This window comes from Pseudoalteromonas sp. HF66, assembly GCF_011806445.1.
Lineage (GTDB): Bacteria > Pseudomonadota > Gammaproteobacteria > Enterobacterales > Alteromonadaceae > Pseudoalteromonas > Pseudoalteromonas apostichopi.
The window spans coordinates 1-26,297 of the sequence record NZ_JAATOU010000017.1 but is presented as its reverse complement, the minus strand read 5'-3'; the positions used below and the strand labels follow the sequence as shown (position 1 = coordinate 26,297).

Genomic DNA, 26,297 nt, shown 5'->3' with positions numbered 1-26,297 from the left:
TCCATTATGCCAATTGTGCGTCAGCGTCTAGTTGAAGCGAATCTTTCTTCGCAGCAATAGTACGATAAACGTTGTAAGCCATAATTAGCATACCTGTTACGATGAATACACCGCCTAGGAAACGCATAACATAGAACGGATACGAAGCTTCTAATGACTGTACAAAGCTGTACATTAACGTACCGTCTGAGTTTACTGCACGCCACATTAGACCTTGCATAACACCTGAGATCCACATTGCTACGATGTATAAAACAACACCAACAGTGTGTAACCAGAAGTGCGTGTTAACTAGTTTAACACTGTACATACGGCCTTGTGAGAATAGTGCAGGGATTAGGTGATAGATAGCACCGATAGAAATCATTGCAACCCAACCTAGTGCACCTGAGTGTACGTGACCTACAGTCCAGTCAGTGTAGTGAGAAAGCGCGTTTACTGACTTGATAGCCATCATTGGGCCTTCGAACGTAGACATACCGTAGAAAGATAGAGAAACAACTAAGAAACGTAGTACTGGGTCAGTACGTAGTTTATGCCATGCACCTGATAACGTCATGATACCGTTGATCATACCACCCCAAGATGGAACGAATAGGATAACTGACATAACCATACCTAAGCTTTGCGTCCAATCTGGAAGCGCAGTGTAATGTAGGTGGTGAGGACCTGCCCAGATGTACAAAGAAACAAGAGCCCAGAAGTGAACTACCGATAGACGGTATGAATAAACAGGGCGGCCTGCTTGTTTTGGTACGAAGTAGTACATCATACCTAAGAAACCAGCAGTTAATAAGAAACCAACAGCGTTGTGACCGTACCACCACTGAACCATTGCATCTACAGCACCTGCGTAGATAGAGTATGATTTAGTTAGTGAAACTGGAATTGCCATGCTGTTTACAATGTGTAAAACGGCAACAGTAATGATGAAACCAGCGTAGAACCAGTTCGCAACATAGATGTGCGATACTTTACGCTTGATTAACGTACCAAAGAATACAACTGCGTAAGTCACCCAAACAACGGCGATAAGAATATCGATTGGCCATTCAAGTTCTGCGTATTCTTTAGAGCTTGTGATACCTAATGGTAAGGTAATCGCTGCTAGTACGATAACAAGTTGCCAACCCCAGAAGGTGAAGGCTGCTAGTTTATCTGAGAAAAGGCGCGTTTGACATGTACGTTGTACGACGTAATAAGACGTCGCAAAAAGTGCACTTGTACCAAATGCGAAAATTACTGCGTTCGTGTGTAACGGACGTAGTCGAGAGTAAGTTAACCATGGTGTATCAAAGTTAAGTGCTGGCCAAGCTAATTGGGCAGCAATCAGAACCCCAACACTCATGCCAACGATGCCCCAAATCACTGTCATAATAGCGAATTGGCGTACAACTTTATAATTGTACTCAGTTTGTGATGCTACTGTTTGGCTCATTTTCTGGCTTCCGCTGCAATTAATGCGTTTTAGAAATGAATTACCCACTTTATTAAAAGTGGGGCCTACTATTACTTCACAAGCGTGTTACCTAAAGCCAACTTAGAGGTGCTAGCTTCAGAAAACAAACTCGAGAAACCCTTATTTTTGCGATGGAAATGATAAAATTTTTGACCTTAAAAAGATAGGTCAATTGCATAAAATTATGACATCAATCAAATTTTAGCGCTTTGTTGGTTATTTTTTGTCAGAGTTTGTATTTTTATTAGCTTATTCCATCTAGCATGGTTGTCTTTTCGCGGGTAGCTAATTAGTATCCGCTTTTATTTTATACAGGCAAATAGAGTGCGAACTAGTTTATTCACCGTGTTCCTTTTTAGTGTATTTTTAGCTGCATGTGATAGCCAAAGTATAGAAGAGGACAGCACAAGTACAAGTTGTGAGAACAATCGTCATTGTTATTACCCAAATAATGCAGAAGCTTGGCTGAGTAACCCAGACATCAGCCCGGAAACGCCTTTTGCAATTAACCTAAAGCTGCCAAACGAGGCCAAAAATCTAGCTGCAAAACTTGAAGGTGTCACTATGTATATGGGATTCATCCCACTACAGTTTAAACGCAAAGGGCAGGTTTGGGTTGCTGACACTATGGTCGGAGCGTGTTCTGAACCTGTTATGACTTGGAAAATGACGCTTACTTATAACACTGTTGATAATCAGCCTCGTACTTTGTTTTATTATTTCGATTCAATTCAAACTCGCTAACACCAACCTCTATTTTTATTACTCACAGCTTCGAATTTCGCTGAAGCTGTGAGTAACGTCATTACCTTGTCATTTATTTATACTTTAATGCTCTTCATTAAACGTATTTTTATACGTTAGTTTCAAACTGATGGAACAAAAGTAAAAAATCATCCTCTAATTCACTGTTTAACAGGCTAACTTTGTCTATTTAGTTAATTTTAGTGAATAAGTATGGTTAGCAGTCTTACCAAGCTTTTACGGTTTTTATAACGTGGTGTGATCAACTTGTAAAAATTTCATTTGTAGCACTAATTGGGCTTTAGTTACACTTGATTACAAAGTGCGTGCAATTGATTTCAATCATGTTTTTTTTGCTACTAAAGAATCTTACCTTTCTGATATAGAAGTGTTTTTTTCTGTTAACATTGATACATCATGAAACCTTATTACCTGAAATGGGTCCGTCATTTTTGTGGTGTTTTTTATTTAATCTTCCATTCAGTTTTCGTTCAGTTAACTGAGCCTAAGTTGCCCTCCGCTGACTCGTGATTCTAATAATAACGAGCGCTACCTGATTAAAGGTAAATTTCCAACAAGTAGGGTTTTCACATGAAAAAATCAATTCTTGGTTTAGCTGTTGTTTCAGCAATCCCAATGTTTTCAAGCATGCAAGTTTTAGCTGCTGATGATGCAGCAGAGTCTATTGAAAAAATTCAAGTTACAGGTTCTCGCATTAAGCGTACCGATATGGAGACGTCTAGTCCTGTAACTTTAATCGGCGCAGATGACATCAAAGCAATGGGTGCATCAAGCATCGATGGCGTTCTACAAAAAATGACTGCAGCAAGCGGTGCGATGACTAACCCTGCTGTTAACAACGGTTCAGGCGGTAACGCACGTGTTGACCTACGTGGTTTAGGCGCACAACGTACTCTAGTACTAGTTAATGGTCGTCGTATGATCAACTCTGGTACTGGTGCAGCATCTACTGTTGACTTAAACACAATCCCAGTATCAATGATTAAGCAAGTTGAAGTACTAAAAGATGGCGCATCTGCTGTATACGGTACTGACGCGGTAGCTGGTGTTGTTAACATCATCTTAAAAGACGACTTCGAAGGTCTAGACATGAACCTTAACGGTGCTATCACTGGTGAAGGCGATGCAGACGAAACGTCTTTCGATATCACAATGGGTTCAAGCTTTGACCGTGGTAACGTTGTAATTGGTTTACAATACACTGACCGTGGCGATGCTTCTCAAGCAGACCGTGATTTCTCTGATTGTCCAATCGAAGAAGATTACGATAACGGTAGCTTCTACTGTGGTGGTTCTTCTTACACGCCTTTCGGTCACGTTTGGGCTGAAAATGCAAGCTTACAAGGTCAAGCAGACGGCGAGTGGCACGACTTCACTTCAGCAGGTGATGCTTACAACTACTCAGCAACAAGCTACCTTTACACGCCAATGCGTCGTTTAAACCTAACAGGTATCGGCCACTTTGACGTAACTGATGAAACGCGTTTAGTTTCTGAGTTCACTTACTCTAAGCGTTGGTCAACTCAACAAATGGCTCCACAGCCAGTATGGTTTGACTTCACTTATGATGCAGAAACAATGGGTGATTCACTTCTTTCTCACGGTGTAGCTGACGGTGAAGACATCTCTTACGGTCGTCGTATGACTGATGTTGGTCCTCGTGGTTATGAGCAAGTTGTTGACACAGTTCGCGCAGTAATCGGTCTTGACGGTGCATTCGACAATGGTTGGGGCTGGGATACTTCAGTAGTATTCGGTCGTAACGACTCAGTTGACCGCGCAACTAACCTACTAAACATGGGTTCAATCCAAGACGCAATCGAAGAGGGTGACTTTAACCCACTTGATCAAGCTGATTGGTCAGGTAGCAACCTTGCACAGTACAACTACACTGAAAACAATTCAGGTGGTAGCCAATTATTAGTTCTTTCTGCTGGCCTTAACGGTGAAGTAATGGAACTTCCTGCTGGTTACGTTGGTTTCGCTGCTGGTATCGAACGTCGTGAAGAAAAAGCATGGTACGTTCCAGATTCACTAACTTCACAAGGTCTTGCAAATGACCCACGTGTTGAGCCAACTGGTGGTCGTTTTGACGTAAACGAAGCTTACGTAGAATTCGCTGTTCCACTTCTAGCTGATGCACCATTTGCACAAATGGTTGACTTAAGCGCTGCTGTTCGTGCATTCGATTACAGCACATTTGGTTCAGATGAGACTTGGAAACTAGGTCTAACTTGGCGTGTAAATGACGAACTAATGCTACGTGCTGTTCGTTCAACTGCATTCCGTGCTCCTACAGTATCTGAGCTTTACCAAGGTAAATCACCTTCATTCGAACAAGTAAACTTCCCTGGTGCACAAGACCAAGCTGAAGTAACTGTTGGTGGTAACGACCAATTAACTCCAGAGCTTGCTGATACAGTAACAGCTGGTTTCGTATACGCTCCAGAGTGGTTAGATGGTTTCTCAATGACTGTTGACTACTACGAAATTGAAATCGAAAACTCAATTTCAAGCGTAAACAACCAATACATCGTTGAAAACTGTCTTGATGCTTCTACGGGCGCATACAAGAACCAAGATACTGCACTATGTCAGTCTTCTGCAATCAACTTCAACCAAAGCACTGGTCGCATTAGCTTCAATAACCAATTACAAAACATTGGTAACGAATCTACTAAAGGTTACGACGTAAACTTCAAGTATGCATTTGAAGCTGCAGGTCTTAACTGGCGCACAGGTCTTGATGTAACTATCCTTGATGAGTACATCGTTGATTCAGGCACAAGCACAATCGATTACACAGGTCTTGTAACTTCAGGTATCGGTAGCTACGCGAAAGTTAAGTCTAACTTCACTCTTAACGCGTCTGGCGACAACTGGGATGCACAATACCAAGCACGTATGATCGACGGCTTAGACAGCTATGCATGTCTTGCTGACGATAGCGAATGTCTAGTACCAAGTGTTGGTACTGTTGTATACCACGACATCAGTGGTTCATACATCCTGAACGACACAGTGTCATTCTCTGCAGGTGTTAACAACTTATTCGATAAGCAAGCACCTTACTACTCAGGTAACAATGACTCAAACACTGACCCGTACACATACGATGTACTAGGTCGTCGTTTCTTCGCTGGTATGAACGTTAAGTTCTAATCTAGTTTGAAATGATTACTAAGGCCCAGTTTTTACTGGGCCTTTTTTATTGTCTGAAAGTATATCAACGCGTAAACTATAAGGGTACTTTTAACAAACGAGGCGATATTGCTTAAACAAGACGAAAACTTATCTTTTATTATCGAGCCTGAGCTTAAACCACGCACAGAGCAACGACTCGACCTATATTTCTCCATTCCGAATGAAATGAGTGTTAATCCACAAACACTTAGTGAAGAATCATTCTTTAATAACAATTTTAAATCGCACCTTGCGTATAACGCTAACAACATTCACTTACCGTTAGTGAGAAGTCGCTTTGTTAGTAAAAATAAAGGTGAACAGCAAGATTATCGGCAAAACTTAAACTTGTATTGTTATCAAGTTCGACTAGCGCTGAATGCCGATATTAAAGACACCCTAAAACACCAAGAAGCCGAAGAGTTTTATCCTGCCGCTATCGAATTGTGCGAGCAAACCAAAGGCTTGTTGAAAAAGCTAAGGCGCTATACCCCAGATGATGAAAAGCTACTGCCGTTTTATAAAAACGCCGATAACTACTTAAGTTGGCATGTAGAGCAGTCATTTTTGAAACTACTAGATGAAGGGCCGCGCAGTAGTGATTTTGCAAAAGAGCGCAGCGAGCTTTTAGAGTTTTGTAAAGCAGAAAACAGTTACCGAGAAGAACAAGAGTATAACTCGCAATCAACACTTGAAGATGCAAATCGTATCACTAATAAAATGCGTTTATTACAACGTTTAATTGAGCATGGGGTAGTGCTTACTCGTAGCACCCGTCATTTAAACAGTTATTTAAAACGTATGGTAAAGGGTACCGTAACTGCTGTGATCATGGCATTTGTGATGTTAGTTGTATTAAATGCGCGTTCAAATTTTACCGAAGTAACAGCGACGTTGATTTTGATCTTAGGTGTGATTTATGGCCTTCGTGAAATATTCAAAGAAGATATTACACGGGTGATCTGGCGAGCGATTGTTAGAGGCCGACCAAAGTGGCGCTTTCAGTTTAAAAACAGTATTACTAAAGAGAAGATCGCAAGCCAATACATTTGGCTTGAATACACAAGCTTTAAACGTATTCCGAAAGCTGTGAGAAAAATCTTTTCTAAGCGCCGGCATCAAAATAAACAGGCTGCACAGTGGCTACATTTTGCAAGTGAAACACATGTCAGTGCCAAGGCGTTTTTACCCGGATATGATACGCTTCAACAAACCATGCAATTTAGCTTGGCACCGTTTGCTCGCTACTTAAAGCGAGGCGAAGGTAAGCTCTATCATCTTGATAGCAATAAAATCTCTAAGAAAGCGGTAGAGAGGCGTTATCAATTAAATGTTGTATTAGTGTTTACCCAGAGCGAAGACGAGACTTTGTATCAGCGTTACAAGATTACGTTAAATCGCAGCAAGATTGTCAATATTGAGCGGATTTACTCGCAAACAGATATTCTGAAAGAAAAGATAAATGATGAATGATGAAAAAGGGTGGCCTTGGCCACCCACTAGGGTTTATTTAGCGTCTAAACCTGTTTTGCTGTAAAGCGATACTTTGTCTGACACTAGGGTAATTTCAATGTTTTTGTCTTTGTTACCCCAAATACAGTTAGTGTGTAGTGTTTTTTCTTCACACTTATCAGCAGAGCCTAAAATAGCTTCAACTTCAGTTTTATCCATGCCAATTTCAATTTTTTCGTAGTTTTCTAGACTTACTTTTGAACAGCCAGCTAAAGTAAGTGCCGCAGCAGCTGCTGCAATTGCCATATATTTTTTCATAATTGTATCCATTAATGGTTGTAGCGTCTTATTTGCAAGATCATACCCATACGAGGGTGATCAAAATAATGTATCTCGTTACTGATCACACGTTTAAATTGTGAAAAACGTGCTTTTTCATAATCACCGTTTTCTAGACGCTGACTAATATCAAAATCTGCATTTATAAATAGGTAGTGACGAACATAAATTTTCATTAAACCGTCTAATTCCCACTCTGGCACGTTTTGTAGCTGGTCGGGAATAAAACGTTCAGTAGGATCGATCAAACTGATAAAATCGTTATTTTCATTTTCAAGTGATCTTGTGTTTTTTGCTAAGTGTTCTCCAGCAAATAAGCGGATGCTTGGTGCACTTCTTTCACTCATTTCAGGAAAACGCCATCCTGTATGCAAAATAGGAGATAAGCCCTTTTTATCAAGCTGGTCTTTTTGATCAACAAACTGTAATTGCTCTGGTGCAATTAGATATATTTCGTCAGTATCTTCACGCGGTTCAACAACGGGTGTAACAGGCAGTTGATTATAACTAGCTAAAAAATCAACACTGTCATCACACACATTAGAATGAGGGTTGGTATTGACTAAAGAGTCGGTAAACGAATCAGAGCGAAAGCGGTTATCACCTTCAATACAAGCCTGTTTCGCTTGTGCTGTGTACGCAGGAGATAATATATCTTTGCTACGCTTAGCCTTGATTTCATCGTGTTTTAGACTGAAATCTTCTTGTAAGTAAGGAGCTGGGCGCTGTTTATAAATAAGAACTTCAATTTCAAACCAACGTGTTGCATATGATGAGCTTGTAAATAAGCAACAAAGCAATATTAAACTATTTCTAAACAACATTAATGGCTAACCTTTTTCTCAAAATCTGCAATCATTGCAGTGACCATTTTTAAGCGTTCACGAGCGTTGGCTTCGCTAATTGCAAAGCGCAGTTTGTTTGCGCCATCCATTTTATACACCTGCGGTGCACTTTGTATCAAACCAATGATGAAGCTAGGGTTAACCTTTGTATGCTGGCTAAACTCAAAATAGCCACCTTTCGGGTTTGCTTCAATCTTCTTAATGCCAAGATTACTTGCTTGTAGTTTTAATTGCTGCAAACTGAATAAGTTTTTCGTAGCATCAGGCAGTAGGCCAAAACGGTCAATCAACTCTACTTGTAATTCGTCCATGTCATTGAGATTAGCACAGCTTGCAATGCGTTTATAGATACCTAATCGCGCATTTACATCATGAATATAATCATCGGGTAATAATGCAGGTAGCTTTAAGTCAACTTCAGTTTGCTGGCCAAGTAAGTTCTCTAGGGTTGGCTCTTTGCCTTCTTTTAGCGAGTTTACAGCTTGCTCAAGCATCTCCATATACAAGCTAAAGCCAATGGTTTGCATTTGACCTGATTGATCGTCACCTAGCAGCTCACCGGCACCACGAATTTCTAAGTCATGGGTTGCTAGAGCAAAACCGGCTCCAAGGTCTTCAAGTGATTCAATTGCTTCAAGGCGTTTAACGGCATCTTTACTGAGTGATTTAGGGTTACCAGTGAGAAGATAGGCATACGCTTGGTGATGGCTACGGCCAACACGACCACGTAATTGATGCAGCTGCGCAAGGCCAAGCTTATCTGCTCTATCCATAATAATAGTGTTGGCTGTCGGTACATCGATACCTGTTTCTATAATGGTGGTACATACAATCACGTTATATTTTTGGTGATAAAAATCACTCATAATTTGCTCAAGCTCACGCTCGCGCATTTGGCCATGTGCTGTTGTTACGCTAGCTTCAGGAACCCATTCACTTATTTCTTCAGCAACTCGGTCGATAGTTTCAACATTATTATGTAAGAAATACACCTGACCACCGCGTTTAATTTCACGCAGAATTGCTTCGCGAATAAGTTCTGCATCTCTTTGTCTAACAAAGGTTTTAACCGCTAAACGTTTCGCAGGCGGTGTGGCTATGATTGACAGGTCACGCATGCCACTCATCGCCATGTTTAATGTACGTGGAATAGGGGTCGCAGTGAGTGTTAAAATATCGACATCGGCACGTAATGCTTTGATTTTCTCTTTTTGACGCACACCAAAACGGTGCTCTTCATCAACAATCAATAAACCAAGATCTTTAAATTGAATATCTTGTTGGATCAGTTTATGAGTACCAATAACAATATCTAATTTGCCCTCAGCCATTTTTTCAAGCGTGTCTTTTTGCTCTTTTGTTGAGTTGAAGCGTGATAAAACGCCAACTTCAATAGGTAAATCGGCAAAACGGTCTTTAAAGTTTTCATAATGTTGCTGAGCAAGCAGTGTCGTTGGCACAAGTACAGCAACTTGCTTGTTATCATTTACGGCAACAAAAGCAGCCCGCATCGCCACTTCTGTTTTACCAAAGCCTACGTCACCACATACTAAACGATCCATTGCCTGTTTACTTTGCATATCTCCAAGCACAGATTCAATGGCATTACGTTGATCATCGGTTTCTTCAAATGGGAAGCTGTCGCTAAACTGACGGTAAGCACTGCCATCAAGCTTAAACTTATTACCTGGTTTAGCTTGGCGTTTAGCGTAAATATCTAATAATTCTGCGGCGACATCACGAACTTTTTCAGCGGCACGTTTCTTTGCTTTTTCCCACGCATCGGAGCCTAGTTTATGTAGTGGTGCAGAGGCTTCTTCGCCACCAGAATAACGGCTAAGCATATGTAACGCAGAAACAGGTACGTATAGTTTTGCCTCGTTGGCGTAGATGATCGTAACAAACTCAGTAATCACACCGGCAGCATCAATTGTTTCAAGCCCTTGGTAGCGACCTACACCATGATCAAGGTGAACAATTGGCTGGCCTTCACGCAGTTCAGCAAGATTACGAATAAGTGCATCTTGGCTGGCTTCGTATTTATGTTTACGACGTCTACGTTGCGATACTTTAATGCCTAATAATTCTTGTTCAGTGATAATGGTTAAACGCGGTTTACCGTCTAACACCACACTTTGTTCAAGTGGCGATACTATTAAGCCAACATCACTAGCACTATTTGTAAAATCGCTGAAAGACTCGAATTCTTTGAGCTTTAAACCACTTGGTTTTAATAGTGTCAGTAAAGATTCGCGACGTCCGTCAGATTCAACCGACAGCAGTACGCGGCCTTTTTGTTTTTTCTCACTAGCAACATAGTTAATTAAACCTTGGTAAGGCTCATGTAGCTTATGATCTATACGTACGTTTGGTAGCTCTTTACTGGCAAGGTTTGTATGGCCTGCTTTAGTGCCTAGTTTCGCTTGAGATAAACGAATACGTGCGTATTTACCAAACTCACCAAAGAGTTCATTAACGCTTTGATATAGCTTTACAGGTTCAAGTAATGGTCTAAGTGGATCAACACGGCGGTTTTCATAGCGAACATTTACATCATGCCAAAATTGATCAGCAGCATGTTCAATATCGCCAAAATGCATAAACGTCGTATTGCTAGGTAAGTAATCGAATATAGTTGCCAATTCATCAAAGAACAGAGGCATATAATATTCTATACCGGCAGGCCATGTACCTTTGGTGACCTGCATATAAATTGAGTCTTGCTCAGAGCTTGCGCCAAATTGCTCACGATAATTGATACGAAAACGCTCAATGTCAGAGTCGTTAGTTGGAAACTCATGAGCTGGTAATAGCTCAATTTTGTCTACTTTTTCATCTGAACGCTGGCTTTCAACATCAAATAAACGAATGCTGTCGAGCTCATCATCAAAAAAGTCTAAACGGAATGGGTGAGGGCTACCCATAGGATACAAGTCAACGATAGAGCCACGGATAGCATATTCACCATGCTCCATCACTTGTTGTACATGCAAATAGCCTGCTTGTTCAAGATTTTCACGTAGAGTGTGCGTATCTAAGGTATCACCCACTTTAAAGTTAAGGGTTGACCCATAAATAAATGATGCTGGCGCTGTACGAAGCATCAAAGTTGATACAGGTACGATTAAAACACTTTGTTGTTCTTTTTTTAATGTGTTTAACGTGGCTAAGCGTGCAGAAATAATATCTTGGTGTGGTGAAAAATGATCATAAGGCAGCGTTTCCCAGTCAGGAAAGACCATGACTGGGTTTTCAGGCAATAGAAATTCTAACTCAGTTTCAAGGCGTAGGGCGCTTGGCGTATCTGGGGTGACTATCACAACCAGCTCGTTGTGTTGTTTTACACCTTCTGCGATGGCGATGCTAAGTCCGCTACCAGTAAGTTGTCCCCATTGAATTTTATCTTTCTCAGATTTTACCCAAGGCAATGCTGCCCATTGCGCAAACGCCATTTACTACTCCTTTAAACTGTTTTTACTGCTTAGTCTCGATAAATCTTAGTTAGGTCTTGATAGTGGTCGATACGACGATCACGAAGGTAAGGCCAAATTCGACGTATGTTTTCACTACGTGCTTGGTCTAATTCAACAACTAACAATTGTTCATCGCTGTTGTTAGCCTCGGCTAGAATCTCACCCTGTGGGCCCGCGATAAAAGAGTTACCCCAAAACTGAATACCTTCGCTTTGGCCGCTTGGATCACTTTCGTGGCCAACACGGTTACAGCTGATCACAGGCACGCCATTGGCAACGGCATGAGCGCGTTGTGAAATAACCCACGCGTCTTTTTGACGTGTTTGTTCGTCTTTCTCATCGCGAGGGTCCCAGCCAATCGCAGTTGGGTAAATTAAAATCTCAGCCCCCGACATTGCCATTAATCGTGCGGCTTCAGGGAACCATTGATCCCAGCACACTAATACGCCTAATTTACCAACAGACGTTTGAATAGGCTGAAAACCTAAATCACCAGGTGTGAAGTAAAATTTCTCGTAAAAGCCAGGATCATCAGGAATATGCATTTTGCGGTATTTACCGGCAATGCTGCCGTCAGTTTCAAGCACCACAGCGGTATTGTGGTAAAGACCTGTCGCACGTTTTTCGAATAATGATGACACAATCACCACATTCAACTCTTTGGCAAGTGCGCCTAAGGTATCTGTACTTGGGCCCGGAATTGTTTCTGCTAAATCAAAAACGTCTACATCTTCGGTTTGGCAAAAATATAAACTACGGTGTAGCTCTTGAAGAACAATAAGCTTAGCGCCTTGGCTTGCTGCATCGCGTATACCTGCAATCGATTTTGCCATATTGTCTTGAGCATTATCGGTGTTTGATTGCTGAACAAGAGCAACCTTTAAATGCGTTGGTTTAGTCATTGTTTGTTCCTGCTAAAAAGCCGCGCGGTAATTGCATTGTAATACAGTGTAAGCTGCCAAATTGGTGAATAATTGGCAGGCAATTAATACCAACAACAGTGTGGTCTGGGTATGCTTTGGCAACCTGACCAAGTGCAAGTTGGTCGTTTTCGTCACCATAAATTGGCACTAAAACGGTTTTATTGATGATTAAATAATTAGCGTATGTGGCTGGTAGTCGCTCACCGTCTTCATTGAATACCGCTTTTGGCCAAGGTAAGGCAATAAGCTCATAGCTTTCACCGTTAGCGGTTTTAAATGATTGCAGTTGCTTTTCCATGGCATCAAGGGCAGCAAAATGTTCATCATTTTTATCATCACACTGCACATAAACTAGGGTGTTGTTTGGTGCAAAACGTACCAGCGTATCAATATGGCTATCGGTATCATCACCAGCAAGATAACCGTGATCAACCCAAAGGAAAGAAGTAGCCCCTAGTTGGTCAACAAGCGTTTGTTCTATATCCGCTTTTGTAAGTTCTGGGTTACGATTTGGGTTTAATAAGCATTCGCTGGTTGTGAGTAGCACGCCGTGTTCATTAATTTCAACGCCGCCGCCTTCAAGAACCAGCTCACTTTGCTGATAAGCATTTTTAGGATTAGCGACTTGCTTTACAAGCACTTGATTAATTTGGTTATCGAGATCACTTGCAAATTTATTGCCCCAGCCATTAAAAATAAAATCCATCACTTTTAATTGGGTTGCGTCATCAATATTCGCGCAGGTCAATGGGCCATGGTCACGTGCCCAGGTATCGTTACACGGTGTCACCACAAAGTGAATGCGACTTGCATCGACATCAGCTTTTGCAAGTAAAGCTGCAATATGTGTTTTTAGGGCATTATCATGGGCCACGATAACAACATCTTGTTGTTGGCTAATTGCTTGGCAAAGCGCTACATACACAGGCTCAACAGCGGTTAAATTTGCTGCCCAATCAGTGTCTAGATGAGGCCAAGTGAGCATAACGGCATCTTGCTCAGCCCATTCAGGTAAAAGTCTAAATTTCATGAAGGTAATAAACAAACTAAGGTGGGGCTAGTTTAGCATTTTAGCCATAGATGTCAGCTTTTTGTGCGCGATAAAGCGCGATTTTTAACTATCTTGCGGATTGTTTTCTTGTTGACGTTTTTTTAGTTGGCGTGTTTGTGCGTGTAAGGCCGCTCGAACGACTAAATCTTGGTCAGCATCACGAATAGCAGTAAACAATAACGTGTATTGATATTTATCATCATCGCATTTTTCAATCGCCACTAATTCGGTGTAGCAATAAATAGCTGACGCCTCATGTTGTAAAAACAACTTAGTGCGAAATGTTTGACCTAATTCATAGACCTCAGATGAGGTAAGCTTTACACCACCACCGCCGTAACTGTCGCAATAGTTTGCGTTATCGTCTGGTTGCTCAGAGGCTAAGATATGACTCATGATTAAATCGATTTTACGAGACTGCGCCTGTAAAAACGCTGCTAATTCTTGTGCAACATCACCTAGATTACGTAGTGGTCGTAAGCTCGTTTGCTCAAGCTCATTTACTTCGTTGGCAAGTTTGAATAAAGCAGGAATATCGGCCTCGAGCTCAGCATTGGTTGTTGGCACAGCACTTGGTTCAACCGGGTACAAATTGACACGGTTGCTCTCGTTAATTTGAAAAAATTGTTCAAATTCGGCTAATTTTTGATTATTCATGCTGCACTCCACACATCTTTCCTTAATACTAGCGTTCGAAGCTGCAAATTGCTAGTAATCAAATAAGCAAAAAAAGGGCAAACTCATTGTTTGCCCTTCATTTTTTAAAGATTACCCTCTTGGGTTTTGACATGTTCTTGTTGGTGATGGTGTGCTATTTCATCAGCAAGCTCTTGTCTTGAGCGTTTTTCAGTTAACTTACGTGCCGTTAACCAATAAAAGAACAGAGGTACAAAGAATACAGCTAAGAATGTGGCTGCCATCATACCGCCCATAACACCTGTACCAACACTATGACGGGCACCAGCGCCTGCACCAGAGCTAAGTACTAAAGGTACAACGCCTAAAATGAAAGCAAGTGAAGTCATGATGATTGGTCTAAAACGTAAACGTGCAGCCTCAAGTGCAGCAGTACTAGCGCTCCAGCCTTGTTGATGTTTCATTAAGGCGTATTCAACGATAAGAATCGCGTTTTTACTGGCAAGACCGAGTAGGGTGACAAGGCCAATTTGGAAATACACATCGTTTGTCATGCCAACCACCCAAACGGCTATTAGTGCACCAAAGGTACCAAATGGCAGGGCAAGCATTACAGACAGTGGTAATGACCAACGCTCGTAAAGGGCTGCTAAAATCAAAAACACCATGATCACTGCAAGTCCTAAGGCAATCCCTGTGGTACCCGAACTGCGTTTTTCTTGGAATGCAGAGCCCGTCCATTCGTAGGTCATATTTGGCGGTAAGACAGCTTCTGCAATACGTTCAACTTCAGCGATAGCTTGACCGGAACTGAAACCAGGTGCTGCATTACCCATTAGTTTAACTGCTGGTAAGTTGTTATAACGATTTAAGTTTTCAGGGCCACGGCTATACTCGATAGTGGTAAAGGCTGAAAGCGGCACCATAGTACCTTGGTTGTTTTTAACATAGATACGGCCAATGTCATCAGGTTTCATTCTAAATTCAGCATCTGCAGACATTAGGACTTGCCATGCGCGGCCAAATTTATTGAAGTCGTTGACGTAATAAGTACCTAAGTTACCTGCAAGGGCGGTGAACGCATCATCAATTTCTACACCCATGGCACGCGCTTGTTCTCGGTCAACATCAACACGAAGTTGCGGTGCATCAGGGCGCCAAAGAGTTTGCAGGCCGCTGATGATTGGGCTCTTTTGCGCTTCTGCTGTCATTAACTGCATCGCTTGTTGAAGTTTGTCTGGGTCACTATCACCTTTGTTTTGAATGTAAAATTCAAAACCACCAGTGTTACCTAAACCAAAGATAGCAGGTGGATTAAAGGCAAGTACGAGTGCTTCTTTAATACCCGCCGTTTTCATGAATAGCTCTTGCACAAGTGCTTTGGTATCAACTTCGCGTTCATCCCAATGCTTTTGTGTCACGAATAAAGTCGCAGCACTATTTTTGTAACCACCGCCGATAAAATCAAAGCCTGTAAACGCAACGACGTTTTCGTTAGCTGGGTTTGATTGTACTGCTTTTACAACTTGTTGCGTTACTTCCTCGGTACGCTCAAGTGATGAACCGTCAGGTAAAAAGATTGCAGAGATGTAATAACCTTGGTCTTCATCGGGTACAAGCGAGCCTGGGGTGTTTTGCCAAAGGCCAATCGTTGCAGCAATCATACCCGTCATTAAGATTACACCTAAAAGACCGCGGCGCACCATAAAACCAACAGCCCCCACATAACGGCCAGTTATCTTGGTAAACATAGCGTTAAACCATAAGAAGAAGCGGGCTGTTTGCTTGTGTTCTTGTTTTAAAATAAGTACACAAAGAGCAGGCGTCATCGTTAGGGCGACCACGCCCGATAAACTCACAGCAATCGAAATAGTAATAGCGAACTGACGGAATAACTCACCTGTTAAGCCACCTAAAAACGCAATTGGCACAAACACAGAACACAGAACCAGAACGATAGCTACAACAGGGCCACTTACTTCACTCATAGCTTTGACAGCTGCGTCTCTGGCACCGAGTCCTTCTTCATGCATAATACGTTCAACGTTTTCAAGTACCACGATGGCATCATCAACAACAATACCAATCGACAACACCATGCCGAATAAGGTGAGTGAGTTAATTGAATATCCCAGCATATACATGCCGGCAAACGTGCCAAGTAGCGATACTGGCACTGCAAGGGTAGGTATTAGGGTAGCGCGCCAGTTTTGTAAGAATAAATACACCACTAAGAATACCAATACCATGGCTTCAAGTAGTGTTTTTACTACTTCACGAATTGATACTTCAACAAAACGGGTTGTGTCGTACGAAGTTAAATGTGCAAGTCCAGTAGGGAATTGGCTTTTCATTTCTTCGATAACACTATTTACTTCTTCAGCTACATCAAGAGCATTGGCACCCGGTTGCAAGAAGATACCTAATAGTACTGCTTCTTTACCGTTAATTGTCCCTTTGAAGTTATAATCTTTCGAACCTAGCTCAACGCGTGCTACGTCTTTTAAGCGTAAGCTACTGCCATCGGTATTTGAACGAATAATGATATTTTCAAACTGTTCAGGCTCAGACAAACGACCTTGTGCAGTCACACTGTAAACGAGCTCTTGTGGAGATTGAGTAGTTGGTGTCGCACCAATTTTACCTGCAGCATATTGCGAGTTTTGTACTCGGATTGCCCCTGCTATTTCTTCAACAGTAACCCCTAGCTGGCTCATTACATCAGGGCGTAGCCAAATACGCATCGCGTAATCTTTAGCACCAAAAATTTGCACACTGGTGGTGCCCGGAATACGTTTAACACGGTCAAGCACGTTCATGGTGACATAGTTTGAAGTCCATAAACTCGAGCGTGTACCGTCAGGAGAGTAAAAGGCATGCACTTGTAAAAAGCTAGAAGAGCCTTTTTGGACAACTACACCTTGGCGACGAGTTTCTTCAGGTAAACGCGCTTCAACCTGCTTTACACGGTTATTCACGTTTACAGCTGCTTGGTCCACATCAGTACCAATTTCGAAGGTTACTTCGATGGTGGTCGAGCCTGCACTGGTTGAAGTCGATGACATGTACATCATACCTTCAACACCAGTAATGGCATTTTCTATCGGTGTGGCAACCGTTTGCTCAAGTACACTGGCGGATGCACCCGGATAGGCTGCGGTCACTTGTACAACCGGAGGCGCAATTTCAGGATATTGCGCTACAGGTAAACTGCGCATCGCAGCAAGGCCCGCAAGCACAATAACAATAGATATAACAAACGCAAAAATGGGTCTGTCTATAAAGTAACGAGAAAACATAAGACTCCCTGTGCTTATTCTGCGTGGCTTGAGTTAGCGGCTGGCTTGCCAACATTTACTGGCATACCCGGGAAGAAAATACGCGCCATGCCATCAACAATAACTTGGTCGCCTTCTTTTAACCCACTGCGAATTAACCAAAAGTTTTGGTATTGCTCGTTTTCTGGTTTTTTGATCCATTCACCCACAGTGACAGGGGCAGGTAACGCGACATCCATACCTTGCTCGTTTTTACTTACAACATAAACGAACTTACCCGTGCCGTTATCGAGCACTGCACGTTGCGGAACGATGAAAGCGTTTTTACGTACTGCACCACTTAACTCAACGCGAACGAATTGGCCTGGGCGAAGTTGAAAATCTGGGTTAGGAATAATTGCCTGAAACTCACTGGTACCTGTGTTTGGATTAATACGCACATCAGAGAAGTTAACTTCACCGGTTTGTCCGTATAAAGAGCCGTCTTGGAGTTTAATTTGTGTTTTCCAGTGACCTTGTTCAGGTAACGTCAGTGAGCCATTTTTAACATCTTGACGCATTTGCAGTTGTTCACGCTCAGATAAGCCAAAACGAATACGAATAGGGTCAAACTGAGTCATTTGAGTCAGTAGTAAATCTGGGCCAGAAACATAAGTTCCTTCCGAGACAAACTCACGTCCCATTACACCTGCGACAGGGGCTTTCACTTGCGCATATTCAAGATTAAGTTGGGCTTCTTTTAACGCAACCTTTGCAGCGGCTAAATCAGTTTTTGCAATATCATTAGCTGAACTAGCGTTATCGTAATCGCGTTGTGAAACAGATTTTTCGGCACGTAGTTTAGCTAATCGTTTAACGTCACGATCAGCTTGAACAAGCGCTGCTTTTGCACCATCAAGTGCAGCTTGCGCACGATCAACCGCAAGTTGGTAAGGTTCAAGATCAATAGTAAACAGAGATTGGCCTTGTTCGACACGCTGACCTTCTTCAAAGTTACGTGATTCAAGGATTCCGGTAACACGGGCTCGAACTTCAACTTCTTTTGAACCAGACAGCGTTGCTGGCAGCTCAATAGTAAAAGGTGCATCGTGTGTTTCCATAGTCATAGTAGCGACAGCTGCTGGGTGCATTTGACCCTGTTGCTGCTCTGGCGCTTCAGAACAACCTTGCAGTAGCAAGGGTGCAGACACAAGTAACAACGCAGATAATGATAATTTGGCAGGTGCGAAAGGCAGACGCATGTTTACTCCACAGTCCAATTGTTAAGTAGGTATGCATAGAAATAGTCAAACAAACACGAAAGACGAAATTATGCATATTCATTTGTCGTTTAGTTTATACCCAAAAAAGAAAAAGGTACACCCTGTAGTTTACTTTTTATTTAAAACCAAAAGATGACTTAATTTAGCCCATCACTAAGTCGCTTAATGTATTCAAACTAAAAACCGATTTAGGAGGTGGAAGTTAATAAAAAATATAGCCAAATAGTGAGTCGAGGTGGATGAAGTAGCATGATTTTTGAAACAGTAGAGCAAGCTTATGACGCTTAAAACAGAAAATTTTAATGAGTTTATAAAATCTTTGTTTACCAAGGGTACAAAAAATTAACAAATGGCTTGTAATTAAAATGAAATCTCGTACCCTAAAGCAATAAAAATATAATAAAGGTGAGTTAAGGATGACAGATCAAACTGGGGTTATCACCGCTTTTACTGAGATATCGAGCAAACTTAGGCGCTTTGTATCACGTATTGTCAGCCCTGATGATGTAGAAGATATTGTGCAAGAGACGTTTATAAAAAGTTATGAAGCTGATCTTAAACAAAATATCGAATATACTCACAGTTACATGCTGAAAACGGCTAAACATTTGGCACTAAATCACATTGCTAAATGGGACAATAAATACAAAGAATCGTTAGATGAACAACAACAGGTTGAGCATCACATGCGTTCAATGGCACTTGAAGATGAAGTGACCTCAAAAGAACGTTTTTTGTTTTTTTGCCGAGTGACTAACGAATTAAGCCCTCAAATTAAAAAATGTTTTATCTTAAAAAAAGTCTATGGCTTAAGCCAAAAGGAAATTGCAGCTAAAATGGAACTCAGCGAAAGTACTGTTGAAAAACATATAGCCAAAGGCTTATTACATGTTCACCGAGCAATGAAATCACACGACGTACAACCCCAGACATTTAACCCAACCACTGAGTTCACTGCAAAAGAGGTGAACAAATGAGTAATGTCCATCCATTTTCATCAAAAGAAATGATTCAAGAGCAGGCGAGTCAATGGATAAGTGCAATTGATCGCGGTTTATCTAAAGACGAAGTGAGACAATTGCACATGTGGGCTCATCAAAGCACAGCTCATCAAGAAGCATTGTTTGAACTTGCGACTTTATGGGATGAAATGAGCGTGCTCAATGAGTTAAGTAGTATGTTCCCTTATAAAGCACCGCAAAAACAACCTGCAGTGTTTGGTATGGCAACTGCTGCGAGCTTTTTAGTAGTGATGCTGCTTGGTTGTATTATGCTTATCTATTCAAGCTACTGGCAAAGTGAAGAAAACGACTATGCCAAATTTACCAAAATTTATCGCACTAAAGTCGGCGAGCAAGCTGAATTTGTTCTGCCAGACAGCACTATTGTGCAGCTCAATACCAATACTAAACTTGAAGTTGCTTACTCAGGCGATCGTCGTCAGTTGATCCTGAGCCGTGGTGAAGGGCGTTTTAATGTTGCTAAAGATCCTAGTCGTCCGTTTACCGTAATTGCTGGTGATAAATCTTTTACTGCACTTGGCACAGTATTTAATGTTCAGCGAAACTCTGCCTCAGACTTAGAGTTAGTTGTGACTGAGGGCAAAGTGATGATTACTGATCCGAGTACTCAGGTTGATGCCAGTGATTTTAATCGTTTAAAAGATGCTTCAGATAACAGCGCAGATATAAAAGCACTTAAAGCGAATGTGGTTGTATCAGGCGAGAAGGCACTAATAAAACAAAGTAAAACAGCGCCAATTAAGCAGTTATCTGTTGATGACGTCCAACGCGACTTGGCATGGCAACAAGAAATGTTAATTTTTAATGGTGAGTCTCTAGACGAAGCTCTGCAAGAGGTGAGTCGTTATACAGCCACGCGTTTTGAGCTAAATGACCCAGAACTTGCCTCTTTGAAAGTAGCTGGGGTGTTTAAAACAGGCGACATTAAAGGTTTGCTTGACTCATTACAGGCCAACTTAGGTGTAGAACATCAACGTTTAGGTGAACATCGTGTTAGCTTAACGATCGCTGCAAAAGGTTAGTTCTGCCTATGAGAATACGCAATTATAATGATGTTAATTATGCGCCACCTTCTCGTCACAAAAAATTAATTAAAAAAAAGTTAAATTTACATAGCGGATTTTTCTTCCTCACTTGTTTGTTTAAATTGCGCAGTAAGCAATTGCGGTTGTTACCTGCCTCTTTTGTTATTTATGGCCTCACTACAGGCCAAGTAGCAATAGCGGCTGAAAAACAAATGCTGCAATTTGACATCAAAGCGCAACGAGCTGATTTGGCGTTAATCGAATTTGCAAAGCAAACAGATCAAACAGTCATTTTTTCTTTCGAACTAGCGAAGCAATATCAAGCGCAATCTGTGTTTGGTTTTTACACCAAACTTGATGCACTCAATGCGATGCTCGAAGGCACTGAGCTCGATGCGGTTGTTGATCATCAAGGCTTGCTGAGTATAAAACTCAAACAAGTAGATAGGATAGATAATAACATGATCAAAGTATCAGGGGTCAGCGCTGCAGTCGTGCCATTACTGCTTGCCGCCAATACGCAAGCGTTAGCAGAAGATCAATCAGCAGAAAAAAACATCGAAAAAATTGCCGTTGTCGGTAGCCGTGTAGCAGGACGCTCGGTTGAAGATTTACCGGTTCCGGTTGATATTTTAAGTGCCGAAGCACTAGAGAATACAGGCCAAACAGAAGTAGGCCGTATGCTTCAGGCTATTGCACCGTCTTTTAACTTTTCAAGCTCGTCTATCAGTGATGGTACTGATGCACTTCGCCCTGCAACACTACGCGGTTTAGGGCCCGATCAAACCTTAGTTCTTATCAATGGCAAGCGCCGCCACCAAGCAAGCCTTATTCACATTAATACCTCTGTGGGTCGTGGTACGGCAGGGACTGACATGAATGCTATCCCTGCGGCTTCTATTAAACGCATTGAAGTATTACGTGATGGTGCTGCTGCGCAATATGGTTCAGATGCCATTGCAGGTGTTATTAATATCGTATTAAAAGACGCTGAAGAGGGCGGTAAAGCGGCCATCAACTACGGTGAGTATTCAGAAGGTGATGGTGAAACAGTAAATGTTGATTTCAATAAAGGTTTTGCACTAGGTGATGATGGGTATTTAAATACCACAATTAACTACCGTGATCGTGCGCCAACAAACCGTGCAGGTCTTCATGGCTCATGTCAATTTTACGGCTGTACTGAACTTGATGACGGGACGCTATTAGCAGGCGACCCGCGTGAGTTAACCGCACCTCGTGATACGTTTAGAATTGGTGATGCAGATTCACAGCAATTTGCTTTAACTATCAACACTGGCTATGAACTTGCTGGTGGTGAGTTATATGGTTTTATCACCTATTCAAATCGTGAAAATGAATCAGCTGCGTTTTTCCGTCACAACGCAAATGCCAATGGTAACCCTGTATTACAAGATGGTGATGCAACCATTCCTATGGGATTCTTACCGAAAATTAATACCGTTATTGATGACGTGTCTTACAATGTTGGCTTTAAAAAGTCGTTCGATAATGATTCAAGCATTGATTTATCGTACACCTATGGCGAAAACAGCATTGATTACACAACAAGTGACACTATCAATGGCTCATACGCTAACTACCTTCGTTATAACCAAGGTTTAAGCGCGGCAGAAATTCGTGCCACTATCCCCCGTTCAGCATATGCATATGGCCTTGAATTATCACTTCAAACACTTAACCTTGATTACACCAAAGACTACGATAATTTCTCATTAGCACTGGGTGCAGAGCTTCGTACTGATGAGTTCCGTATTCTTGAAGGTAGCGAATACGCATACCGTGATTACGACACTCTTGATGGTATGAGCATCTACTCAGGTTTAAATGGTGGGGTAGGTAGTGTTGATGCTGCAAGTGGTACGCAAGGTTTTGGTGGTTCAGATCCGGCATCATCTGTTGATGAGTCACGCGATGTGATCTCATTCTATATGGATGCAGAAACCTATGTTATTGATGATGTGATTATCTCAGGTGCGGTACGTTACGATAACTACAAAGGCTTTGGTGATACCGTAAACTTTAAGTTAGCGGGTAACTGGTCTGTGACTGAAGATGTGTCGTTACGTGGTGCACTAAGCACAGGTTTTAGAGCGCCTTCTATGCAACAGCTTTACTTTAATAACGTAAGTACACAGTTTGTTGTAGGTGATGATGGCAGCTTAGTGGCTGAGCAAGTAGGTACATTCAGAAACGACAGTACCTTAGCGCAATCAATTGGTATTCCTAAGTTAAAAGAAGAGAAATCACAAAACCGTAGTTTAGGTATTGTGTATAACGTAACCGACAATATCAATTTAACCATTGATTACTACTCGATTGATATCGACGACCGTATCGTTATCTCTAACCGTTTAGGTAAAGGTTTATCAGATACGCTAGATGCTGCACTTGTAAGTTCAGGCGCAGGTGCGGGTCAGTTCTTCTTAAATGGTGCCGATACTGAAACCGAAGGTGTTGATTTAGTTGCCACATGGAACACAGAAGGCCTTGGCGGTACGCTAGATTTCACCTTTGCTGCTAACTTCACTAAAACAGATGTAGTTGATTTATTCACGCCATCAGGCAGTGGTCTTGAGACTATTCCGGTAGAAGATGTGTTTTCTGCACAAGAAACGTCAATTATCGAAGAATGGCAACCAGAAGACCGCATTAACTTAAGTGCGCTTTACCGTTTAGAAGATTGGACTGTAAACCTATCTCTAAATCGTTACGGCGAATACACAGTTGAAGATGGTGGTCGTCAAACATACGGTGCTGAAATCTTAACTGATGTTAAAGTTAACTACTTCTTTAACGAAAACCTGTCATTTAACATTGGTGCAAATAACTTATTTGATGTTTACCCAGATAAGAACACTATTGGTAATTCACGCTCGGGTACGATTGTTGATGCAAGTGGCAACACCATTGTTTCAAGTCCGGGTGTCTTCACTTATTCACGTCGTTCTGCACCATTTGGTTTTAACGGTGCGTACTACTACGTAGGTGCAGAGTACAAGTTCTAAACTCCCTTTAGATTCCTTTATTATTTAACTTTGCAAAGGGCCGTTAGGCCCTTTTTTAGTTATAAAGATGTGCTTATAGATATAGGAACATCTTGATATTGTTTTATTTTATCAAGCAAAGTAACCAAGGTTTTGTGGCTGCTTTGCTCACTTGCTGTTACTTGCACATTGGTCATTTCAAACTGAGCGGCAAATAGCGCAAGGTTAGCGATTATTTGCTCTGGTGTTATAAGTCTATTTGCAAAATAAATACTGTCGTTTTCAGTGATAGTAAATTGCGCTTGTTTTTTGGGATTATCAAGACTTGGTTTTGCTAAAGGGCGATTGACTTCGATAGCGCGGTCTTTAACAAACGAGGTTGTTACGATAAAAAATATTAGCAAGATAAACACAATATCAAGCATAGGGGTCATATCTACATCAGCGTTTGCAGTGGTTTTTTTATGTTGTTTCACCATAATTAGGTCCTTGTTGTTTTTGACCAAGCCACAAAATTTACAATTAAGTGGATTAGCCATAGTCGTGCTAAGAACACGGATTATTTTTAAAATGCTGGGCGCCACAGCAGTTTTTAGGATCCTAAATTTAAAGTTAGCAGCTTTTAAAAATACTGTAGTTAAATAAATATTCTAAGTTTATTAAATGTTTGTAGCGTTTTTGTTGGTAAAAATATTTATTAACTTTGATGAAATCATTATGAAGTTAGTCAGGTCATCTGTGTTGGAACTAAGTTTAAAGGATGGATAAATGCTAAAAATTAAGTCTTTAGTTTGTGCCATGTGCCTTGTTTTACCAACAGCAAGTTTTGCTGAGCAACCAGTAAACGGGCAAGATTTTATTAATTTATTTGAGAAGCTTTCAGGTAAGCAGCCTGGTATTAGGAAAGGTCACGCCAAAGGTGTGTGCGCTGTCGGCACATTTACACCTAATCAAGCAGCAAAACAGTATTCAATCAGCCCTTTATTTAACGCACCGTCAAAAGCGAATATTCGCTTTTCTATGGGCGGTGGTAACCCTCATGCTGATGAAACATCACGCTCGCCGCGAGGAATGGGGGTGCAGTTTATGCTAGAAAATGGTGATGTACACAATATTGCAGGGCTAACTACGCCAGTGTTTGCTGGTAACAGCCCAGAAGCGTTTTTTGGTTTGCTAAGTACCTTATTACCTGACGAGAAAACAGGGAAAATCGATTTTGCGAAAGTGAAAGCATACAGAGAGCAAAACCCGAGTACGTTAGGGCTGTTTAATTGGCTACAAAGCCATAACCCGCCAGCGTCGTATGTGTCTTCGCGGTATTTTGGTGTGCATACCTTTTACATGGTTGATGAAAAGGGCGCTAAGCATGCCTTTAGATGGACTATGGTGCCAGAAGAGCCAGAACAGGTGCTAACAGAAGAGCAAATGAAAACCTTACCAAAATCATTTCTGGCTAAGCGACTTGAAGAGGAATTAGCGAAAGGCAAGGTTCATTATCGTTTTCAAGCTGAACTAGCCGAGCCCGGTGATGCGTTAACGGATCCTTCAGTTCGTTGGCCCGCTGATCGCAAAACAATTAATTTAGGAAAGCTCACCATAGAATCCACAGGTGAATCAGGTTGTGACCTCACTAATTATGACCCAAATCTATTGTCTAAAGGGTTTAAGCCAAGTGATGACAAAGTACTTAAATTACGCTCAACAGCTTATGCGATTTCATTTGCAAAGCGTTTAACGGGGCAATAAGTCTTAAGTGTATCTGTCAGGTTTGATTAAAAGGAATTAATAAACTTGACAGGTGTGTATGAGTTAATAGCAGACTGTCGGGTAAACTCGTTTTTGGACAAAAGCGCGTTATAGTATTCATTCGGTATCGCCCGCCTAAGCGGTGCAAATTGCTTGGCTAAAATTAGCGAGGAACGAGCGCAAGCCAAGCTGTTTGCATTCGTTCTTGAGGCGTTTGTTAGGCATTATTCTCCAACCGGAGGCTCCCAAAGCTCTACCTTATTTCCCTCAGGGTCTATTACCCAACCGAATTTGCCAAATTCTGATTCGTCGGTTTCATCCAGAACATTACAACCTTCGTCGCGAAGTGCGGTTAATAGCTTACTTAAGTTGGCAACTCGATAATTAACCATAAAAGATGAGTTGCTGGGCTTAAAGTTTTCGCCGTTTCCAATCATCCAAGCTGTCGTTCCAGCGTAGGGCTTTCCTTCGCCGTCAACCCACTTAAAGGATGTTCCTCCCCAAACCTGAACATCTATACCAAGATGTTTTTTGTACCAAGTTTGGAGCATCTCTGGGTTTTTGGCTTTTATAAAAATACCACCGATTCCTGTTACTCTCGTCATGTTATCACTCTCAGTTTTAATCCTATTGTTCGTCAATTCTTCCGCATTTGAAAAAGCCGAAATCACGAATATTGAAATCACACAAAGCAATATTTTGTTCTTCATTAAATCCATCTCCAGAAAGTTGCGGACTATTCATTGACTGCCTAACGCCCTAATAATGGGCTAAAAATAGTTTGCTAAAATGTTGAGGAACGAAAACAGTAAACTGTTTTTAGTCCTGAT

At 41.5% G+C, this 26,297-nt stretch carries 18 protein-coding genes; 7 read left to right on the top strand and 11 right to left on the bottom strand.

Translation table 11 applies throughout. The features are described 5' to 3' along the window. Positions 1–4 precede the first annotated feature (4 nt). Entirely contained in the window at positions 5–1,438 is a 1,434-nt protein-coding gene (gene ccoN / locus HCZ11_RS15420) for a cytochrome-c oxidase, cbb3-type subunit I (protein WP_130051645.1), read from the bottom strand. 345 nt (positions 1,439–1,783) lie between these two features. Here ccoN and HCZ11_RS15415 point away from each other — a divergent pair, with 345 nt between their 5' ends. The 3 genes from HCZ11_RS15415 (at position 1,784) to HCZ11_RS15405 (ending at position 6,880) form a co-directional block, all read left to right on the top strand. Beyond that, positions 1,784–2,203 (top strand): hypothetical protein, encoded by a 420-nt coding sequence (locus HCZ11_RS15415; RefSeq protein ID WP_167658829.1) that lies wholly within the window; start codon positions 1,784–1,786, stop codon positions 2,201–2,203. 591 nt (positions 2,204–2,794) lie between these two features. Continuing rightward, entirely contained in the window at positions 2,795–5,386 is a 2,592-nt protein-coding gene (locus HCZ11_RS15410; protein ID WP_130051643.1) for a TonB-dependent siderophore receptor, read from the top strand. 108 nt (positions 5,387–5,494) lie between these two features. Further along, positions 5,495–6,880, top strand: a complete 1,386-nt coding sequence (locus tag HCZ11_RS15405; RefSeq protein ID WP_130051642.1) for a hypothetical protein — start codon at positions 5,495–5,497, stop codon at positions 6,878–6,880. Between the two features lie 33 nt (positions 6,881–6,913). Here the strand turns inward: HCZ11_RS15405 and HCZ11_RS15400 are convergent, their stop codons facing one another. The 8 genes from HCZ11_RS15400 to HCZ11_RS15365 form a co-directional block, all read right to left on the bottom strand. Further along, positions 6,914–7,177: a DUF3862 domain-containing protein gene (locus HCZ11_RS15400; RefSeq protein WP_130051641.1), complete on the bottom strand. Its 264-nt coding sequence runs from the start codon at positions 7,175–7,177 to the stop codon at positions 6,914–6,916. Positions 7,178–7,188: 11 nt separating this feature from the next. Beyond that, complete coding sequence (locus HCZ11_RS15395; protein WP_130051640.1) at positions 7,189–8,022, bottom strand: CsiV family protein; 834 nt, start codon at positions 8,020–8,022, stop codon at positions 7,189–7,191. Beyond that, positions 8,022–11,495: a transcription-repair coupling factor gene (gene mfd, locus HCZ11_RS15390; RefSeq protein ID WP_167658828.1), complete on the bottom strand. Its 3,474-nt coding sequence runs from the start codon at positions 11,493–11,495 to the stop codon at positions 8,022–8,024. Before mfd ends, HCZ11_RS15395 begins: the two co-directional genes overlap by 1 nt. A 29-nt stretch (positions 11,496–11,524) precedes the next feature. Then, positions 11,525–12,418 carry a carbon-nitrogen hydrolase gene (locus HCZ11_RS15385; RefSeq protein WP_130051638.1) on the bottom strand — a complete coding sequence of 298 codons (894 nt, stop codon included), beginning with the start codon at positions 12,416–12,418 and terminating at the stop codon, positions 11,525–11,527. Next, positions 12,411–13,469 carry an agmatine/peptidylarginine deiminase gene (locus HCZ11_RS15380; protein WP_167658827.1) on the bottom strand — a complete coding sequence of 353 codons (1,059 nt, stop codon included), beginning with the start codon at positions 13,467–13,469 and terminating at the stop codon, positions 12,411–12,413. Before HCZ11_RS15380 ends, HCZ11_RS15385 begins: the two co-directional genes overlap by 8 nt. A gap of 84 nt (positions 13,470–13,553) precedes the next feature. Continuing rightward, positions 13,554–14,147: a PilZ domain-containing protein gene (locus HCZ11_RS15375; protein WP_167658826.1), complete on the bottom strand. Its 594-nt coding sequence runs from the start codon at positions 14,145–14,147 to the stop codon at positions 13,554–13,556. A gap of 104 nt (positions 14,148–14,251) precedes the next feature. Next, entirely contained in the window at positions 14,252–17,425 is a 3,174-nt protein-coding gene (locus HCZ11_RS15370) for an efflux RND transporter permease subunit (RefSeq protein ID WP_130051635.1), read from the bottom strand. A gap of 14 nt (positions 17,426–17,439) precedes the next feature. Then, positions 17,440–18,645, bottom strand: coding sequence for an efflux RND transporter periplasmic adaptor subunit (locus HCZ11_RS15365; RefSeq protein ID WP_130051634.1), 1,206 nt, complete (start codon positions 18,643–18,645; stop codon positions 17,440–17,442). 437 nt (positions 18,646–19,082) lie between these two features. On the opposite strand from HCZ11_RS15365, the gene HCZ11_RS15360 reads away from it, so the two are divergent. The 3 genes from HCZ11_RS15360 to HCZ11_RS15350 are packed head-to-tail and all read left to right on the top strand — an operon-like array spanning position 19,083 to position 23,742. After that, a complete protein-coding gene (locus tag HCZ11_RS15360) occupies positions 19,083–19,643 on the top strand; it encodes an RNA polymerase sigma factor (RefSeq protein ID WP_130051633.1) in 561 nt (186 codons plus the stop codon). Beyond that, the gene (locus HCZ11_RS15355; RefSeq protein ID WP_130051632.1) at positions 19,640–20,710 is read left to right on the top strand and encodes a FecR family protein; all 1,071 of its coding nucleotides are present in this window, start codon (positions 19,640–19,642) and stop codon (positions 20,708–20,710) included. The genes HCZ11_RS15360 and HCZ11_RS15355 overlap by 4 nt, the downstream gene beginning before the upstream one ends. A gap of 8 nt (positions 20,711–20,718) precedes the next feature. After that, complete coding sequence (locus HCZ11_RS15350) at positions 20,719–23,742, top strand: TonB-dependent siderophore receptor (protein ID WP_167658825.1); 3,024 nt, start codon at positions 20,719–20,721, stop codon at positions 23,740–23,742. A 59-nt stretch (positions 23,743–23,801) separates the two neighbouring features. On the opposite strand, the gene HCZ11_RS15345 is transcribed toward HCZ11_RS15350, so the two are convergent. Then, positions 23,802–24,200 (bottom strand): biopolymer transporter ExbD, encoded by a 399-nt coding sequence (locus HCZ11_RS15345; protein ID WP_167658824.1) that lies wholly within the window; start codon positions 24,198–24,200, stop codon positions 23,802–23,804. A gap of 289 nt (positions 24,201–24,489) precedes the next feature. Here HCZ11_RS15345 and HCZ11_RS15340 point away from each other — a divergent pair, with 289 nt between their 5' ends. Continuing rightward, positions 24,490–25,467: a catalase family peroxidase gene (locus HCZ11_RS15340; protein WP_167658823.1), complete on the top strand. Its 978-nt coding sequence runs from the start codon at positions 24,490–24,492 to the stop codon at positions 25,465–25,467. Between the two features lie 224 nt (positions 25,468–25,691). On the opposite strand, the gene HCZ11_RS15335 is transcribed toward HCZ11_RS15340, so the two are convergent. After that, positions 25,692–26,177, bottom strand: a complete 486-nt coding sequence (locus tag HCZ11_RS15335) for a VOC family protein (protein WP_254869163.1) — start codon at positions 26,175–26,177, stop codon at positions 25,692–25,694. Between the last annotated feature and the right edge of the window lie 120 nt (positions 26,178–26,297).